At 74.5% G+C, this 17,726-nt stretch carries 13 protein-coding genes; 3 read left to right on the top strand and 10 right to left on the bottom strand.

The window, feature by feature from the left end:
- The first annotated feature begins 96 nt into the window (after nucleotides 1-96).
- Nucleotides 97-828, top strand: coding sequence for an HD domain-containing protein (locus AC4H2G_RS19170; protein ID WP_494367328.1), 732 nt, complete (start codon nucleotides 97-99; stop codon nucleotides 826-828).
- A gap of 128 nt (nucleotides 829-956) precedes the next feature.
- The gene (locus AC4H2G_RS19165; RefSeq protein ID WP_435736991.1) at nucleotides 957-1,250 is read left to right on the top strand and encodes a WXG100 family type VII secretion target; all 294 of its coding nucleotides are present in this window, start codon (nucleotides 957-959) and stop codon (nucleotides 1,248-1,250) included.
- A gap of 50 nt (nucleotides 1,251-1,300) precedes the next feature.
- On the opposite strand, the gene uca is transcribed toward AC4H2G_RS19165, so the two are convergent.
- The 8 genes from uca to AC4H2G_RS19125 form a co-directional block, all read right to left on the bottom strand.
- Complete coding sequence (uca, locus tag AC4H2G_RS19160) at nucleotides 1,301-5,086, bottom strand: urea carboxylase (RefSeq protein ID WP_494367327.1); 3,786 nt, start codon at nucleotides 5,084-5,086, stop codon at nucleotides 1,301-1,303.
- A 99-nt stretch (nucleotides 5,087-5,185) separates the two neighbouring features.
- On the bottom strand, nucleotides 5,186-5,881 hold the full coding sequence (locus tag AC4H2G_RS19155) for a GntR family transcriptional regulator (protein WP_494367326.1): 696 nt from the start codon (nucleotides 5,879-5,881) through the stop codon (nucleotides 5,186-5,188).
- Between the two features lie 87 nt (nucleotides 5,882-5,968).
- Nucleotides 5,969-6,661, bottom strand: coding sequence for an urea ABC transporter ATP-binding subunit UrtE (gene urtE, locus AC4H2G_RS19150; RefSeq protein ID WP_494367325.1), 693 nt, complete (start codon nucleotides 6,659-6,661; stop codon nucleotides 5,969-5,971).
- A complete protein-coding gene (gene urtD / locus AC4H2G_RS19145; RefSeq protein WP_494367324.1) occupies nucleotides 6,661-7,614 on the bottom strand; it encodes an urea ABC transporter ATP-binding protein UrtD in 954 nt (317 codons plus the stop codon). Before urtD ends, urtE begins: the two co-directional genes overlap by 1 nt.
- Nucleotides 7,611-8,795: an urea ABC transporter permease subunit UrtC gene (gene urtC / locus AC4H2G_RS19140; RefSeq protein WP_494367323.1), complete on the bottom strand. Its 1,185-nt coding sequence runs from the start codon at nucleotides 8,793-8,795 to the stop codon at nucleotides 7,611-7,613. The genes urtD and urtC overlap by 4 nt, the downstream gene beginning before the upstream one ends.
- Nucleotides 8,792-9,676 carry an urea ABC transporter permease subunit UrtB gene (urtB, locus tag AC4H2G_RS19135; protein ID WP_435736997.1) on the bottom strand — a complete coding sequence of 295 codons (885 nt, stop codon included), beginning with the start codon at nucleotides 9,674-9,676 and terminating at the stop codon, nucleotides 8,792-8,794. Before urtB ends, urtC begins: the two co-directional genes overlap by 4 nt.
- A gap of 598 nt (nucleotides 9,677-10,274) precedes the next feature.
- Nucleotides 10,275-11,537 carry an urea ABC transporter substrate-binding protein gene (urtA, locus tag AC4H2G_RS19130; protein WP_494367322.1) on the bottom strand — a complete coding sequence of 421 codons (1,263 nt, stop codon included), beginning with the start codon at nucleotides 11,535-11,537 and terminating at the stop codon, nucleotides 10,275-10,277.
- Nucleotides 11,538-11,759: 222 nt separating this feature from the next.
- Nucleotides 11,760-14,999 (bottom strand): hypothetical protein, encoded by a 3,240-nt coding sequence (locus tag AC4H2G_RS19125; protein WP_494367321.1) that lies wholly within the window; start codon nucleotides 14,997-14,999, stop codon nucleotides 11,760-11,762.
- Between the two features lie 159 nt (nucleotides 15,000-15,158).
- Here AC4H2G_RS19125 and AC4H2G_RS19120 point away from each other — a divergent pair, with 159 nt between their 5' ends.
- A complete protein-coding gene (locus AC4H2G_RS19120; protein WP_494367320.1) occupies nucleotides 15,159-15,650 on the top strand; it encodes a GNAT family N-acetyltransferase in 492 nt (163 codons plus the stop codon).
- 100 nt (nucleotides 15,651-15,750) lie between these two features.
- Here AC4H2G_RS19120 and AC4H2G_RS19115 read toward each other — a convergent pair whose 3' ends face one another.
- Together AC4H2G_RS19115 and AC4H2G_RS19110 are read right to left on the bottom strand one after the other, a co-directional pair.
- Complete coding sequence (locus AC4H2G_RS19115; RefSeq protein ID WP_494367319.1) at nucleotides 15,751-16,800, bottom strand: energy-coupling factor ABC transporter permease; 1,050 nt, start codon at nucleotides 16,798-16,800, stop codon at nucleotides 15,751-15,753.
- 1 nt (nucleotide 16,801) lies between these two features.
- Nucleotides 16,802-17,701 carry an urease accessory protein UreD gene (locus AC4H2G_RS19110; RefSeq protein WP_494367318.1) on the bottom strand — a complete coding sequence of 300 codons (900 nt, stop codon included), beginning with the start codon at nucleotides 17,699-17,701 and terminating at the stop codon, nucleotides 16,802-16,804.
- Between the last annotated feature and the right edge of the window lie 25 nt (nucleotides 17,702-17,726).

Genomic DNA, 17,726 nt, shown 5'->3' with positions numbered 1-17,726 from the left:
CGAAGGCCCGGCAGGGACGCTGACGACGCCGGGCCTACCGGTCGGTTCCCCCGGCCGGTGCCGCTCCTCCCTCGTCGTCGAAGAAGGCTGATCTCCATGGGCGTCACGAGCATCGACGCACCGCAGTGGTTCCTCTCCTCGTTCGTCCGCAGCGCCCGGGGCGCCGGGGCGACCGCGTCGGACGACGCGATCCGCGCCGTCGGGCAAGGGCTCCTCGACCGCTGGGACACCCCGGGTCGCAACTTCCACAACCTGCGTCACCTCGCCGACGTGCTCGGTCGCGTGGACGAGCTCTCGCAGGAGACCCACGACCCCGACCTCGTGCGGCTCGCCGCCTGGTACCACGGCGCGGTCTTCGACGCGAAGGGCCGCGCGACGTACGCGAACAAGGGCGGCGAGGACGAGACGGCGAGCGCGGCGCTCGCGCTGGCCGAGCTGACGGAGCTTGGCGTCCCCGAGGACTCGGCGCGCCGTGTCGCCCACCTCGTGAACGCCCTCGTGCGGCACGCGCCCGACCCCACGGACTTCGACTGCGCCGTGCTGTGCGACGCCGACCTGGCGATGCTCGCCGCCGAGCCGCAGCGCTACAAGGAGTACCTCAAGGACGTGCGCGACGAGTACGCGCACATCCCGCCCGAGGACTACGTCAGGGCGCGCATGGCCATCCTCACCAAGCTGCTCGAGCGGCGGTCGCTGTTCTCCAGCCCGCTCGGCACGGCCTGGGAGGAACCCGCTCGACAGAACCTCGACGCCGAGCTCCAGCGCCTGCGTAAGGAGCAGATCAAGCTCGCGCAACGATCCACGCCGTCCACAACCCCCATCGCCTGAGCGGTCGTCCACAGGTGCGCCGCTACCCCGAACCAGGCCACCGCCCGCTCCCCTAGCGTCCTCGACGAGCCCGGCAGACGACCGGGCCGCGCGGCCCGCACGGTCGCCGGACACGACGGAGGACGACGATGAGCAGGTACGAGGTCGACAGCGCGCGCGTCGCGCAGGCCAGCACGGCCGTGAACGGGTCGGTGACGGCGATCCGCTCGGAGGTCGCGGCGATGATGCGGCATCTCACGGACCTGCAGGCGTCGTGGCGCGGCGGAGCCGCCGACGCCTTCACGGGAGTCATGGTGCAGTGGCAGGGCACCCAGGTCCAGGTCGAGGCGGCGCTCGACGCGATCACCGCCGCGCTCGGCTCGGCCGCGCAGACGTACGCGGACGCCGAGGCCCAGGCGTCGCGCCTGTTCGTCGCCCGCTGACGGGCAGCAGGCGGTCGGGCGAGGACTGCGCCGGCGGTGGCAGCCGCAGCTCAGGCGTCGGTGCCGACGACGGCGAGCACGTCCCCGGGTGCGACGTGGTCGCCGGGGCGGACCAGGACCTCGATGACGCGTCCCAGCACGGTCGTCGTCACCGGCAGCTCGAGCTTCATCGCCTCGAGCACGACGACGGTGCCTCCCGCGCGCACCTCGTCGCCCGGCTGCGCCTCGACCCGCCAGACGACGCCGCCGAGGGGGGCCCGCAGCACCGTCCGTCCGGGCACGGGCTGCACCGTGGTCTCGCCGCGCGACCGGCGCCCGCGACGCCCGGGGGCGCCGACGAGCTCGCCCGCGCCCTTCCACGCCTCGAGCTCGCGGTCGAACGCGGCGCGGCGGGACCGGGCGACGGCCGCGATCTCGTCGGCGTGCTCCGCAAGCAGGTCGAGGTGGGCGCGCCCGGAGAAGGTCCCCGGGACCGTCGGCACGTCGAGCACACCTGCCCGGGCGGCGGCCCGCCGTTCGACGAGCTCCGCCACGTCGACCGGCTCCCACACGATGCGGTCGAAGGCGCGGAACAGCCACGGGACGCCGGGCTCGAACGGGCCGCGCTGAGCGTGGGGTGCCCAGATCGGCACCGTGCGGCCGACGAGCTGGTACCCGCCCGGGCTGTCCATCCCGTAGACGCACAGGTACGTCCCGCCGAGCCCCACGGCGTCGGCCGGTGTCCAGGTCCGCGCGGGCGTGTACTTCGTCGTGAGGAGGCGGTGCCGCGGGTCGACCGGCAGGGCGAGCGGCGCGCCGAGATAGACGTCGCCCAGACCGAGCACGAGGTACTCCGCGTCGAGCACGGTGCGGCGCACGTCGTCCACGGAGCCGAGCCCGTTGACGCGCCGCACGAAGTCCGCGTTGGACGGGAGCCACGGGGCGTCCTCCCGGACGGCCGCCGCGTACCGCTCGACGGCCTCGTGGATCGCGGGGTCGTCCCAGCTCAGCGGAAGGCGGAGCACGCGGCTCGGGACCTCGATCTCCGCGGACGGCGGGAGGTCGCCCTCGATCTCCTCGAGGAGCCCGACGAGACGTCGCGCGGGCAGCTCGTCCGGGTCGACGTGGACGTGCAGGGTCCGGACACCCGGCGTCATGTCGACGACGCCCCGCGGGGACTGCGCCGCGAGCGCCTGCGCCAGGGCGTGCACCCGCAGCCGCAGGAGCAACGGGTCACCGACAGCGACGCCCTCCGGGCCCTCGTCCTGTGCCGATCCGCCGCCGTCAGCCCCGTACTCGACGAGCACGTTGTCCTCGGCGCCGCGCAGGTACCGCACCGCCGGCCGGCCGGCGGGCACGCTCCCGTCGCGGCGCGCGAGGACGCCGTCGTCCAGGGCCGTGCGCCGCGAGGCGGGGACGCGAGCGGCGGCCCGGGCCGCGCCGCGTGCTCGCAGGATCCGCGCCTCGTCGTCGTCCACGACGACGAACCGCACGACGTCGCCCGGCCGGAGCTGTCCGAGCTTCCAGCGCGCACCGGCGACGACGGTCAGCGGGCACACGAACCCGCCCAGGCTCGGACCGTCCGGGCCGAGCAGGATCGGGGTGTCGCCGCTGACGTTGAGCGCGCCCACGGAGTACGGGTTGTCGTGCACGTTCGAGGGGTGCAGCCCGGCGTCGCCGCCGTCGGCTCGTACCCACGTGAGGGGCGGCCCCGAGAGCCGTATCCCGGTGCGGTCGGCGTGCGGCAGGACGCGCCACCACGCGGTGCGCAGCCGGCGCAGCGCCGCCGCCGTGAGGTGCACGGGCTGCGGCCCGCTCGCCACGGCGATCTCCCAGGAGTGGCCCATGCGCGGGCGCTCGTCGGAGGGCACGGGCCGTGGCGTCGGGTCCTCCTCGCCCATACCCATACCCACGCCCACGCCCAGGGCATCGGCATCGGCATCCGCTTCGGCATCGACGCCCGGGGAGCTGCGCGGGTGCAGCACGTCGCCCATGGCGAGGGCCCTGCCGGCGTAGCCGCCGATGCCCCCGAGGAGGAACGTCGCGGACGACCCGAGGTACGTCGGGACGTCGAGCCCGCCCCGCACGAGCACGTAGGTGCGGAGCCCGACGGCATGCGGCGGCCCGACCGCGAGCACACCCCCGGACGGGACCTCGACGGGCTCCCACTGCGGCACCGGTTCGCCGTCCACCACGACCGGCGCGGGCGCCCCGGTGACGCACACCGTCGCGGCGTGGGAGAACCGCAGCGTCGGACCGGTGAGCGTGCACTCCAGCCCGGGCAAGCCCTCGCGGTTGCCCAGCGCGCGGTTGCCCGCGCGGAACGAGAGGTCGTCCATCGGCCCCGACGGCGGCACCCCGACCCCCCAGTACCCGGTGCGCCCGGGCCAGTCCTGGACCGTCGTGAGGACGCCCGCGTCGAGCACCTCGATCCACGGCGACGGGTCGTGGACCCGGCCGAGCGTGGTGGTCGTCGCCGTTCCCGCCGCGACGTCGGGTTCGTCGAGCGCGGCACGCAGCAGCAAGACGTTCGTCGGCACCCCGTCGACACGCATCTCCCCGAGCACCGTCCGCAGGTCCGCGACGGCGTCGGCGTGGGTCGAGGCGCGGACGACGACCTTGGCGAGCAGCGGGTCCGCGTGCGGGCCGAGCTCGTCGCCGACGCTCGCGCCCGTCTCGACGCGGACGGCCGTCCTCGCCCGCCCGGTTCCGGTGCGGTCCGCCGACCCGTCCGGGACCCGGCGCTCGCCGCCCTCGTGCGCCCGGTCGTGACCGGACGGCAGGTCCAGCCGGGCGAGCGTGCCGGCGACCGGTCGCCCGTGCCGCACGTCCTCCGCGTAGACGCGGGCCTGCGCGGCCGCACCGCGCACGGCCGGGCCCGACGGCGGGACCCCCTCGAGCATCGACGTGTCCCCGAGCGCGAGGCGCAGCATCCACGCGACGAGGTCGACGCCGGTGACCTCCTCGGTCACGGTGTGCTCGACCTGGATGCGGGGGTTCACCTCGAGGAACGTCACGTCGCCGGAGCCGGCGTCGAGGAGCACCTCCAGGGTCGCGGCCGAGCGGAGGGCGACGGACTCCGCAAGGCGGCGCGCGCCGTCGTGCAGCGCGGTCCGCGAGGCCGGGTCGAGGTGTGGTGCGGGAGCGACCTCGAGCACCTTCTGGTGACGTCGCTGGAGCGAGCAGTCGCGGTCGCCGAGCGTGACGACGCGGCCCGACCCGTCCCCGAAGAGCTGCACCTCCAGGTGCCGCGCGCGCTCGACGTGCCGCTCGACGAACAGGCGCCCCGACGACCCCGGTCGCGACGACTCGCGGCGCCACGCCGCCGCGAGCTCGCCGGGGTCGCGGCACACGTGGACCCCCGTGCCACCCCCGCCGCCCGCGTCCTTGAGCACGAGCGGGTAGCCGATCTCGCGCGCCCAGCCGTTCGCGTCCGCCAGCCCGGCGAGCACCGGCGACCCGGGCAGCACCCGCAGCCCGCACTCCTCCGCGAGCGCACGAGCACGCGCCTTGTCGCCGAGCACGCGCAGCTGCCCGGGGGTCGGGCCGGCGAACGCGACACCCGCCACCTCGATCGTCGCGGCGAACCCGGCGTCCTCCGAGCGGAACCCGTACCCGGGGTGCAGCACGTCGGCCCCCGTGGCGAGCGCGGCGTCGAGGAGCCGCCTGCCGTCGTCGTACGACTCGGCGACAGGCGCCGGACCGAGCCGCACCGCGCTGTCCGCGAGACGCACGTGCCGGGCGCCCCGGTCGGCGTCGGAGTGCACCGCCACGGTGCGCAGGCCGAGATCGCGCGCGCTGCGCAGGATGCGACAGGCGATCTCGCCGCGGTTCGCGACGAGCAGCGTGGCGGTCATCGCCCTCCCGGGTGCCGTGCGGGCGGACGAGAGCGCGCCTCGCCGTCGGGTCGAACGACGACACTGTAGGCCCGGCGAGCTACCGTCGGACGCGGGGTCTCAGACGGCGAGCGCCATGCGCGACAGCGCCCGGGCCGCACGCTCCATGACGACGGCGAGCGACTCCCCGACATGCTTGTGCAGGGCCGTGCGGGCCTCCGGCAGGCGGTCCGCGAGGGCGAGCTCGAGGATCTCGACGTGCTCGTCGATGGTGATGCGGATGCGCTCGGGCTCCACGAAGTCGTACATGCGCACGGCGCGGACCTTCTCGTTGACCTCGACGAGGGCCTCGGTGAGGCGCTCGTTGCCCGCCGCGCGCGACAGCACGGTGTGGAAGCGCTCGTCGAGCATGACGAAGCTCGGGTCCGGCTCGGGCACGTCGGCGCGCAGCCCGAGCCAGTAGTCGAGCTCGGCGGACAGCGCCTCGGTGTCGTAGCGCAGCTCGGGGTTCTCGATGATCCGCTCGACGCCGCGCAGCTCGAGCGTGACGCGCAGCTCGTAGAGGTCGCGCAGCGCGGCGAGGCTCGGCACGACGACGGCGTACCCGAAGTCGGTCCGCTCGATGAGCCCGTCGGAGAGCAGGCGGGACAGCGCCTCGCGCACCGGGGTGCGCGACACCTCGAACCGCTTGCTCAGCTTGGGTTCGGTGAGCCGTTCGCGCGGGTCGACGCGGCCGTTGAGGATCTCGGCGCGCAGCCGCGTGTAGACGGCGTCGCGCAACGAGGTCGCCGGCTCCGGCGCGGTCACGATGTCCATGCGGGGTCTCCTGGTCGTCCGGCCCGTGCGTGGTCCTGCCCTGCCATCATCTTCCCGCACCGCGCCCCGGCGACACGGCCGCCGGGGTTACACCGCCATCGCCGCGCGAACACCGGCCTCGGCGTCCTCTCCCCCGGACCCGCGGCTGGCGACCCGCCCCGACTGCAGGACGACGTAGTCGCTCGCCGCGCCGAGCGCGAACCCGACGTGCTGCTCGACGAGCAGCACCGACAGGCCGCCCGCGTCCGTCAGCGTGAGGATCGCGTCCTCGATCTCGGTGACGACCGACGGCTGGATGCCCTCGGTCGGCTCGTCGAGCACGAGCACGCGCGGCCCCGTGATGAGCGCCCGGGCGATCGCGAGCTGCTGGCGCTGCCCGCCCGAGAGCAGTCCCGCGCGACGGCCGAGCAGACCGCGCAGCGCCGGGAACAGGTCGAGCGCCTCGTCGAGCCGGCGCGGCCCCTCGCGCGACATGTCCGCGACGAGCTGGAGGTTCTCGCGCGCGGTGAGGTCGCCGAACGACTGCTGCCCCTGCGGCACGTACGCGAGCCCGCGCCGCACCCGCTGGAACGTCGGCAGCCGGGTGACGTCCTCGCCGTCGAGCACGACCGTGCCCGAGCGCGGCTTGAGCAGGCCCAGGGCCGTCCGCAGGAGCGTCGTCTTCCCGGCGCCGTTGTGGCCGAGCACGGCGGCCACGCCCCCCGTGGGCACCGTGACGTCCACGCCGTGCAGCACCATGGTCCGGCCGTAGCCGGCGTGCAGTCCCGTGAGCTCGAGCATCACGCCTCCTCCTCGTGGGCCGCGGAGCCCTGCGGCCCCACGGTCGAACCCGTGCCCGACGCCGCGGGCTCGCCCTCCGGCGCGCCTCGCCCGGGTCGTCGCGCGCCCCGGGTCGCCCCCGCGCTGCCGAGGTAGACCTCCTGCACGCGCGGGTCGGCCTGGACCTCGGCGTACGTGCCCTCGGCGAGGACCTGCCCGAGGTGGAGCACCGTCACCGACGAGGCGAAGGCCCGCAGGAACTCCATGTCGTGCTCGACGACGACGACCGTCCGCTGGGCGCCGATGCGCTGCAGGAGCTCGCCCGTCTGCTCGCGCTCGGCCTGGCTCATGCCCGCGACGGGCTCGTCGAGCAGGAGCAGGCGCGCGTCCTGGACGAGGAGCATGCCGATCTCGAGCCACTGCTTCTGCCCGTGCGCGAGGATCCCGGCCTGGGTGTCTCGCAGGTGCGTCAGTCCGACGGTCTCCAGCGCCTGCTCGACGGACTCGGGCACCTGTCCGCGCCGGCGCAGGAGCGTGAGCGGCCCGCGCCCGGAACCCGCGGCGATGTCGAGGTTCTGCAGGACGCTGAGCTCCTCGAACACGCTCGCGGTCTGGAACGTGCGCCCGACTCCCGCGCGGGCGACCCGGTGCGTCTTCTTCCCCAGCAGCTCGACGCCGCCGAACTGGACGGACCCCGACGCCTTCGCGAGTCCGGTGATCGCGTCGACGATCGTCGTCTTCCCGGCACCGTTCGGCCCGATGAGGAAGCGCAGGTCGCCCGCCGTCACCGTGAGGTCGACGCCCTGGACCGCGACGAAACCGTCGAACTCGACGCGCAAACCACGGATCTCGAGATAGTCGTGTCGGAACCGGGAGTCGTCGACGCCGAGGACGGCCTGGGCCGCCTCCAGGTCGAGGCCGTCTCCCGCGACACCTGCCTCGAGGGCCTCGGGTGCGGTGTGCTGCTCGGTCATGAGGCCCTCCCCGAGGGTGCGTCGACGGCGGTGCGCTCGGTCTCGTCGGGACCGGCGCCCGAGGTGACGTCGCCGCCCGGGGCGGGACCGGCGTCGGGACCGTGTGCACCGCGCGAGCGACGCCACCGGGTGAACAGCTCCGCGAGGCCTCCGGGCAGGAACGCGACGACCACGATGAACAGCGCGCCCTGGGCGTAGATCCACCCGGACGGGAACTGCTCGGACAGGCTGGTCTGCGCCCAGCTCACGGCGATCGACCCGAGCACCGGCCCGAGGAGCGTCGCGCGGCCCCCGATCGCCACGCCGATGAGGAACCCGATCGAGGGGACGACGCCGACGTCGGCGGGCGAGACGATGCCGACGATCGGCACGAACAGCGCCCCGCCGACGGACGCCATGAGCGCCGCGACCGCGTAGGCGACGACCTTGACCTTCGCCGGGTCGTATCCGAGGAACCGCACGCGGTTCTCCTGGTCCCGCACGGCGACGAGCAGCTCGCCGAAGCGGGAGACCATGAGCTGGCGCGCGATCGCGACCATGACGAGCAGCGCCCCGGCGGCGATGAAGAAGAGCATGCGCTTGTTCACCGGGTCGGCGAGGTCGTAGCCGAAGAACGACCGGAAGCCGTTGAGGCCGTTGGTGCCGCCCGTCGTCGCCTGCTGCCCGATGAGCAGGATCGCGAACGCGGCGGCGAGCGCCTGGGACAGGATCGCGAAGTACGCGCCGCGGACGCGCCGCGTGAAGACGGCCCAGCCGAGCAGCGCGGCGACGCCGGCCGGGACGACGAGGATCGCGAGGATCGTCACGACCGGCGACCGGAACGGCTCCCACCACCCCGGCACGACGCCGGAGCCGTAGAGCATCATGAAGTCGGGCACGCCGCCCGACCCCTCGACCTGCGCGGCGTCCGCGAGCTTGAGGTGCATCGCCATCATGTAGGCGCCGAGGCCGAAGAACACGCCCTGCCCGAGCGTGAGCATCCCGCCGCGACCCCACGCGAGGCCGATGCCGACAGCGACCATGGCGAGGCACAGGAACTTGCCGAGCAGCCCGAGGCGGAACGTCGAGAGCGTGGCGGGTGCGACCGCGAAGAGCAGCACGGCCGCGACGGCGAACCCGACGATCACGCGGGCTCGGGACGAGCGGAACGTGCTCTGGGCCCGTTCGGTGACGGCGGTCATGCGAGGCTCCTCGTCCGGACCGACACGAGGCCCTGGGGTCGCACCTGGAGGAAGGCGACGATGGCGACGAACACGAGCACCTTGGCGATGCTCGCCGTCGTCGAGTACTCGAACGTCGCCTGGAGCAGACCGAGCGCGAACGCCGCGATGACGGTGCCCTTGATCTGGCCGATGCCGCCGGCGACGACGACGAGGAACGCGTCGACGATGTAGCTGGTCCCGAGCGTCGGACCGACGGAGCCGAGCAGCGTGAGCGCGACGCCCGCGATGCCGGCGAGGCCTGAGCCGATGAAGAACGACAGGCGGTCGGTGGCGCGCGTGGAGACACCGCTCGCCTCGGCGAGGTCGCGGTTCTGCACGACGGCGCGGATCCGCCGCCCGAGCGGCGTCGCCTTGAGGACGACCGCCAGAGCGACGACGGCGACGACAGCCAGCGCGAGGATGAACAGGCGCGTCTTCGGCACCGCGAGGCCGAAGAGGTCGAACGCCCCGCTCAGCCAGGACGGCGCGCGCACGTCGACGTTCGGCGCGCCGAACACGTCGCGCGCGACCTGCTGCAGCACCAGCGCGACGCCCCACGTGACGAGCAGCGTGTCGAGGGGCCGCTTGTACATCCGGTGGATCAGCGTCGCCTCCAGCAGCAGACCGAGCAGCCCGCCGACGAGGAACCCGAGCGGCAGCGCCACGAGCAACGAGACGCCGGCGCTCCCGACGACCCCCTGCACGACGAACGCCGTGTAGGCACCCGCCATCATGAACTCGCCGTGCGCCATGTTGATGACGCCCATCTGGCCGAACGTGAGCGCCAGCCCGAGGGCGGCGAGGAGCAGGACGGAGCCAAGGCTCAGTCCCGCGAAGAGCTGCGAGAACAGCACATCCATGGGCGGTTCGCCTTCCGGTTCGGTGCGTCGATGTGGGCAGTTGCTGTGGCGTTGTGGCTGGGGCGGCGGCTTGTGGTTGGGGCGGCGGTCTGTGGGTGGGGCGGCGGTCTGTGGGTGGGGCGGCGGTCTGTGGGTGGGGCGGCGGTCTGTGGGTGGGGCGGCGGTCTGTGGGTGGGGCGGCGGCCTCTGGAGAAGGGGCGGCGGGTCTACCATCCGCCGCTCGTTCCTCGCGGCTCCCGCCAGACCCACCACGACCCGCCGCCCCTTCTCCGCCGGCCGCCGCGCTCGCCCGTCACCTCGGGCGTCCCCTTCCCATGCAACCCGAGAACGCGGAGGCGGGAGCCGCCGTCGTGCAGGCGGACCATCGGGCGAGGCGAGCCGACGGGAGAGCCGACGACCGCCGTCGTGCAGGAGTGACGGACGAAGCGACGTGACGGGAGAGGCGGGGTCCGGGGTGTGCGCGCCGAGTCGTGGTGGGTCTGGCGGGAGCCCGCGAGGAACGAGCGGGCGGATGGTAGACCCGGCGCGCACATCCCGGTCCCCGCCGGGGGCGACCCGGCGCGCACATCCCGGTCCCCGCCGGACCGACCCACGGACCTCAGGACAGGTCAGCAGCCCAGTCGTAGCCCTCGAGGAACGGGTCGGGCTCGATGGGCTCCTCGGAGCTCCACTCGGTGTGGATGAGACCGTCGGCGCCGATCTTGCCGATGAGGGCGGTCTTGGCGATGTGGTGGTTGTCGCCGTTCACGGTCACGGAACCCTCGGGCGCGTCGAACGTGACGCCGTCGGCGGCCTCCTGGACGTCGGCAACGTCGAACGACTCGGCCTTCTCGACCATGCCCTTCCAGAGGTACAGCGACGTGTAGGCGGCTTCCATCGGGTCGGACGTCACGCGGTCGTCGCCGTACTCGGCCTGGAACGCCTCGACGAACGTGGTGTTCTCGGGGCTGTCGATGGTCTGGTAGTAGTTCCAGGCGGTGAGCTGGCCCTCGACGTTCTCGACGCCGATGCCGCCGACCTCCTCCTCCGCGATGGACACCGACACGACGGGCATCGCGTCCGGGCCGAGGCCCGCGTTCTTGTACTCCTTGAAGAACGCGACGTTGGAGTCGCCGTTGAGCGTGTTGAACACGGCGTCGGCGCCGGCGGACTTCACCTTGTTGACGATGGTCGAGAAGTCGGTGTGGCCGAGGGGCGCGTACTCCTCGCCGAGCACCTCCATGCCGTTGGCCTCGGCGTAGGCGTTGATGATCTTGTTCGCGGTGCGCGGGAAGACGTAGTCGGAGCCGACGAGGAAGATCGACTCGGTGCCCTGCTCCTTGAGGTAGTCGAGCGCGGGGACGATCTGCTGGTTGGTCGTCGCGCCGGTGTAGAAGATGTTCGGCGACGACTCGAGGCCCTCGTACTGGACGGGGTAGAACAGCAGCGAGTCCTGCGCCTCGAAGACCGGCAGCATGGCCTTGCGGGACGCGGAGGTCCAGCCGCCGAAGACGGCGGCGACGCAGTCGCTCGTGATGAGCTTCTCGGCCTTCTCGGCGAAGACGGTGGGCTCTGACTGGCCGTCCTCCTGGACGATCTCGAGCTGCTTGCCGAGCACGCCGCCGTCGGCGTTGATCTCCGCGGCCGCGAGGGCGAGCGAGTCGGCGACGGTCTGCTCGGAGATCGCCATGGTGCCGGACAGCGAGTTGAGGAATCCGATCTTGACGGTGTCGCCGGAGGTGTCGACGCAGCTCTCGGCGGCGGAGGTCTCGCCGGCCGTGTCGCCGCTCTCGGTGCGCGCGCCGCACGCGGTGAGCACGAGCGTGAGGGCGACGAGGGCGGCTGCCGGGGCGCGGCGGGTCGTGGCGCGTGAAGGTGTCACCGGAGGTCCTTTCAGCGGGTGGGCGCGGCCTCCGGGGCGGGAGGACCGTGTGCCGCGGGCAGGTGTACGCGGACGTATACGAGGACGTGTCCGCAACCGTGCCCACTGGTGTCGACGCTAGAGAGGCCGTGTTTCGGGCGGTTTCACCCTCGTGTTAACGCTGCGTGTCACAGGGTCACGATCCGGTCACGCCAGCTGTCGGCTCCGGCTCCGGCTCCCGGTTCAGCGAGCCGCGCCGACCGTGGTCCGTGCGCGCCCGGACCACCACGCCGCCGCACCGAGCGCGCCGACCACAGCACCGAGCACCACCACTGCGAGCGGAAGAGCGCCCGGGACGCCGAGGTGCACCGTGAGGCCGAGGATCCGCGACAGCCCCCACGGCAGCACCATCATCTGGTCGTTCCAGGCGGTGAGCGTCGTCTCGAGACCGACCGCGGCCACGGCGAGCCCGCCCACGACGAGCGGGGCCGCGGCGGCGACGAGCACGCGGCCGGTCGCGCCGAGCACGCCCGCGCCGAGCGACCGCAGCGCGAACCACGCCGCGACGCCGACCCAGACGAACCCTGCGAAGGCGAGCACGACGTACACCGTCCGCGCCCCGGGCTCCGCCCACAGGCCGTACCAGTAGCCGCCCGGGCCGGTCGGTGAGAGCGCGGCGAGCAGGACGACCGTCCGGAGCATCGCAGCTCCGCCCACCGCGCCCGCGAGGCCGAACGACCCGGCGCGTCCGACCGTCAGGCGCAGCGCCCCGACGAACAGCGCCCACGCCCCGAGCACGACGACGAGGTGCACCCAGGACAGCGCCCACGTGTACGCGACGCGGCTGAGCACGACGGCGGCGACGGGCAGCACCCACACGGCCACGCGGTCGACGCGACCGGCCTCCGGGGCGATCGAGGCCGCGCACCAGGGTCGCGTCGCGCCGAGCCACAGCGCGCGCAGGGCGAGACTGCCGGGCACCTGCCTGCTCGGGCGCTCGGCACCGTCGGCTGCGGGGGCGCGGGTGCGGGCGGCCGCCGGGGCGCGGGTGCGGGCGGCCCGCGCGAGGAGTCGCTGTCCCGGCGCCGTCCCCAGGAGCAGCGCGAGGACGAGCAGGACCCCGAGCACGCGTGCAGACCAGGCGACGGACAGGTCGCGCTCCGCGCGCTGGAGCCCGAGGTCGGCCGCCGTGAACGTGTAGGCGGGCAGGTAGAGATCGTCGCCGTAGGCGGCGACGTGCGCGGAGCGAGACCGCTCGAAGCGGTCCCGGGCGTCCGCCCACGCGGCGCGCGCCGCGCCGTCGTCGGTCGCGAGCCAGCGGCCGTGCTGCAGCACGACCTCGCGGTAGTCGGCGAGCACCGTGAACAGGTCCGCCTCGTAGTCGATCGCGTCGAGCAGCTGCTGGCGCAGCGCCGGGTCGCGCCACGTCGCCGGGTCGGTACCCGCGATCGCGTCGCGCATCCGGCCGACGGTCCGCACGGCGTCGCGCCCCTCCGCGACGGCGGCCTCGACGTCCTCGGGCCGGTCCCCCACGATCGAGGTGATCGAGTCGAGCGCGGCGGCGTCGCCGGACACGATGTCCCACTCGAAGATCCACATCATGGGCGGCGGCTCGAGACCGAGCGCCCTCACCTGGTTCCCGGCGAAAGCCCCGATGTACAGCCCGTGGGTCACCGCGTCGCGCGAGAGCGCCATCGCCTCGCCGACCGCCGCGACCGTCGCCGGGTCGTCGGAGAAGGTCGCGCGCGCCCACGAGGCGGTGATCTCGCCGGGGTCGGCGGACGGGTCGACGGCGAGGCGCGCCGCGGCGTACGTGTTGAGGTCGTAGAGCTGCCAGAACCCGGACTTGCGGTACAGGCTCATCGGCCCGGCCTTCCACGGCCCGCCGTCCTGGGCCCACGCCCACACGCCCTCGACGTGGGGGTTGACCGCGAGGTAGTGCTCGAGCGCTCCGGAGTAGGCGGCTCCGAGGTCGTTCGGCAGCGCCCCGAAGCCCTCGAACTCGCGCCGCGACTGCATCTCGACGATGCGCCGCTGGTCGCCGACGTCGAGCGTCGGGTTGAGCGGCAGCCACGAGTAGAAGTCCCCTGCGACGTGCTTCGTCGACACGACGAGCGACGGCGAGTCGATGCCGGCGAGCACGGACTCGTAGGACTCGGGGTTCGTGTGCATGTCGCCGACCGCGCCGACCCCGACCGACCACGACCGGAAGATCACGTCCTTGCCGTGCTCCTCCGCCACGCGCGTGAACGCCGTGAGCATCGCCTGCACCGCGGCGTCGTCCGTGACCGCGAGCTCGGACCAGTAGTCCCAGCCCGGCAGGTCGTAGATCCGTCCGGCCTCGCCGATGCGGACCATGAGGCCGTCCACAGCAGGCATGGTGGTGAACAGCTCGTCGAGACCGGCCGCGTACACCTCCCACAGCCCGGGGTCGTGCACGTCGAGGTCGCGCGCGTCGAGGTACTCCTGCAGCGGTGTGCTGAGCATGAGCATGTCGGTCTGCAGGTAGACGTCCATGCCGGCGTCGTCGGCGTCATCCCACATCGGGCCGAACCTCGCACGCATCGCCTCGGCGCGGGCGACGTGCTCGTCGCCGTCGGCGTACACGTCGTCGCCGTCACCCACGCCATCGAACGTCACGTACTCGAGGAAGCCCGGGATCACGACGCCCGTGAACCCCTGCGCGAGCTGTGACGCGACGTAGCCGCGGAAGTCCTCGGCGTCGTCGGCGATCTCGGCCTCGTCCACGTACGGGGCGTCGGACAGGATCGCGTCGGCGAACGACCCGCCGTTGTGCGAGTACGGGTCGCCCTCGCGCCAGGCCTGCGCGTCGGGCTCGATGCCCGTCGCGCCCTTGTCGACGAGCCGCATGCCGAGCGCGGGCTCCTGCACGACGCCGTCCCCCGCCTCTCCCGGTCCCGCGGGCAGCGCGTCGCGTCCGGTGCGGATGCGGTCCGCCACCTCGTACAGCCCGTGCGCGGCACCGGCGGCGTCGGCCGCGTCGAGACGCCAGGAGCCGGCACCCGGGCTTCCGAGCGCCGCGAGGCGGTACGCCTCCGGGTCGTCCGAGCCGAGGTCGGCGCCGGTGGCCACCCGCAGCTCGCCCGGCGCAGGGTCGGGCGCGGCGGGGCCGGGCGCGGCGGGGCCGGGCGCGGCGGGGCCGGGCGCGGCGGGGCCGGGCGCGGCGGGGGCGACCCGGACCGTCGCGACGGTGCCGCGCCCGGCGAGGGCGGCGACGACGGCGTCGGCGGCGAGCGAGAGCCGCAGTGAGTCGTCGGGCACGACGACGGTCGTGACCGCGGGCGCGGGCCTCGCCGCGGCGGCCGGGGCCGCGACGGCGTGCTCCGGCGCCGCGACCGACGGCGTCGCCTCGACGGCGAGCACGTCGCCGAGACCTACCGCGACACCGAGCCCGAGGGCGAGGAGGACGGCGACGGCGGCACCGGCGTACCAGGGGCGGCGGGGAGTGACGTCGTCGTGCACGGCGTCAGCGTAGGCCCCCGGCGCTGCCGCGCTGAACCGGGTCGTCGCCCGTCCCCGCCGCACGACGGGCGACAGCACCGCCAGCGCCACTGCCACTGCCACTGCCACTGCCACTGCCCGGGCAGCACCCTGCGATGGCTCCGCAGTACGCTCGCGCACGTGCTGGTCCGACCTGCCCGCCCCGACGACGCAGCGCGCTGCGCCGTCGTCCACCACCTCGTGTGGCGCGCGACGTACTCCGACCTCGTGCCCGCGTCGTTCTGGGAGACGGCGACCATCGCGGCGCGCACGGCGTCGTGGGAGCGCTGGCTCGCCACCCCGCCGTCGGAGGACCGTGCACTCGTGGTCGCGGAGGTGGACGACGTCGTGGTCGGGCACGCGATCAGCGGACCGGCGGTCGAGGTCGGCGGCTTCGCGCCGGCGAGAGACGTGCAGCTGTACTCGCTGTACGTCCTGCCCGAGCACCACGGGACCGGGGTGGGGCAGGCGCTGCTCGACGCCGTCGTGCCGCCCGGTCCGGCGCAGCTCTGGGTGGCCGAGGAGAACCCGCGCGCGCGGCGCTTCTACGAACGCAACGGGTTCGAGCCCGACGGCCCCCGCTGCACGGACGACCGCTTCGGCGGCATCGTCGAGATCCGCATGGTCCGCTGACAGCGCGCGGCGGGGCGCCCTCGCCCAGGAGACACGACGCGGACGTAGAGACGACGGCCCGCCGCACCACCCCGGTGCGGCAGGCCGTCGTCGGACGGTGTCAGGCAGCGGGTGCAGAGACCGTCCGTGCACCGAGCGCCCGGCGGGCGCCCGCGAGCAGCGCCCAGGTCACCGCGACGGCGAGCACGACGCCCACGAACCCGGCGACCCCGACGAAGATCCCGCCGACCTCGCCGTAGTCCGCGAGCGGCAGCCCGGCGAACGCGTGGTCCCGTGCGGCGCCCGCGAACCCGACGGCCTCCGCGGTCGCCTCGAGCCCGTCGGGCGTGGCGGCCGCGAACGACGAGAGCACGACCGCGGCGAGCAGCGCACCACCACCGAGCGCGGCGACGGCCCGGCGGACGCCCCCCGCCGGACCGGCAGCAGGGACGGCGGACGCGACGGCCGACGGCGACAGGGCCGGGGAGGCCGACCCCGCGGCGTCGGGCACGACGGCGCCGCGCGCGGCACGGGCGACCGGCTCGATCGCCGCGACACCCGGCGCGACGGCCAGCACGAGCCCGACGACGCCGGCGGTGATGAGTGCCTCGCCCAGCCCGATGAGCACGTGCACGGAGAGCATCTGCCCGACGAGCTCCCCGACCGGCACCGGCACGGTCCCGCCGACGGCGAAGAGGCCGGCGAACACCGCCGCCGACACCGGGACGCTCGCGAGCGCGCCCGCCCCCGCGGCGGCGGGCGACCAGCGACCGCGCGTCAGGCGCAGGACCCCGCGCGTCACGGCCCAGCCGACGAGGGTGCCGACCACGGCCATGAGCAGCACGTTCGTCCCGAGGGCGCTGAGCCCGCCGTCGGCGAACACGAGCGCCTGCACGAGCAGCACGAGGGTGACGGACAGCATGCCGAGCCACGGCCCGACGAGCGCCGCCGCGAGCGCCCCGCCCATGAGGTGCCCGCTCGTGCCTGCCGCGACCGGGTAGTTGAGCATCTGCACGGCGAACACGAGGCCTGTGGTCGCGGCGGTCAGGGCGACGCGCCCCGGCGTGAGGTCGGCCCGCGCGCGGTACGCGGCGTACCCGACGGCGGCGAGGGACACGACGGCGGTCGTCGCCGACGTGGGGTCGTTCAGGAAGTGGTCGGGGACGTGCATGTCAGGCTCCTGTCGTCTGCAGCATGCTGCTCTTGTCCGGATCGGGATCGGGGTCGGGGGCGCCGTCGTGGATCGAGGCCGCGCGGGCGGCGCGCGCCGCCGCGGCCCACGTGGTGACGACGGCGTCGAGGCCGGCGTCGTGCGTGCTGGCACCGAGATGACGCGCGACGGCGCCGGGCCCGTCGAGGTCGAGGCGCAACGGGTGCCGCCCGGCGACGGCGTCGTCCGGGTGCGCGACCGGGGGCCGCGCGCCGAGGAGGAGCACGGAGTCGACGACGCGCGCCGTGCCGAGGATCCCAGGCAGTGATCGGTCCGCGCCGAGGTCGAGATCCTCGACGAACAGCTCGCGCGCGGGCTCGGGGCACGCGGGGTACGACCGGCCCGGCGGCGAGATCTCACCGGCGTCGTGCTGAGGATCCGCTGCGAGCGCGGGCTGCACCCCGTGCTCGGCGCGCGTGCTCGACCGCACCCGGCCGCCGGTCTCGCCCGTCCGGCCGAGCACGAGCGTCTCGCGCAGCAGCGCGACGGCGCCCGCGCCGAGCCGCACGTCCGTGCTCCGCGCGACGTCCGCCCCCTCCGCGACGACGAACGGCAGCGCGTCCCAGACGAGCAGGCCGTCGTCCTCCACGACGACGTCCACGGTCCACGACGCCGCGCGGCCTCGCCCGGTGTAGGCGACCGTGCCGGAGACCTCCACGAGCTCGAGCTCGACGCCGTCCCCCACGTGGACCTCGACGCGCACGTGGTCGCCGCCGAGCAGGAGCGCGCGCGTGGCGACGAGCGCGACCCGAGCGACGCCCGGGCCGGTCGACAGCACGCGCGCGCTGAGCGCTCCGGGACGCAGGTCGCAGCGCACGCGCCCTGCCGCCCGGGTCACCCCGACCCGCGTCGTGCCGTCCATCCGGTCCCCTCCCGATCGGCCGAGG

It is taken from the genome of Cellulosimicrobium sp. BMG9.23, assembly GCF_059159985.1.
This window is presented reverse-complemented; position numbering and strand designations above follow the sequence as displayed.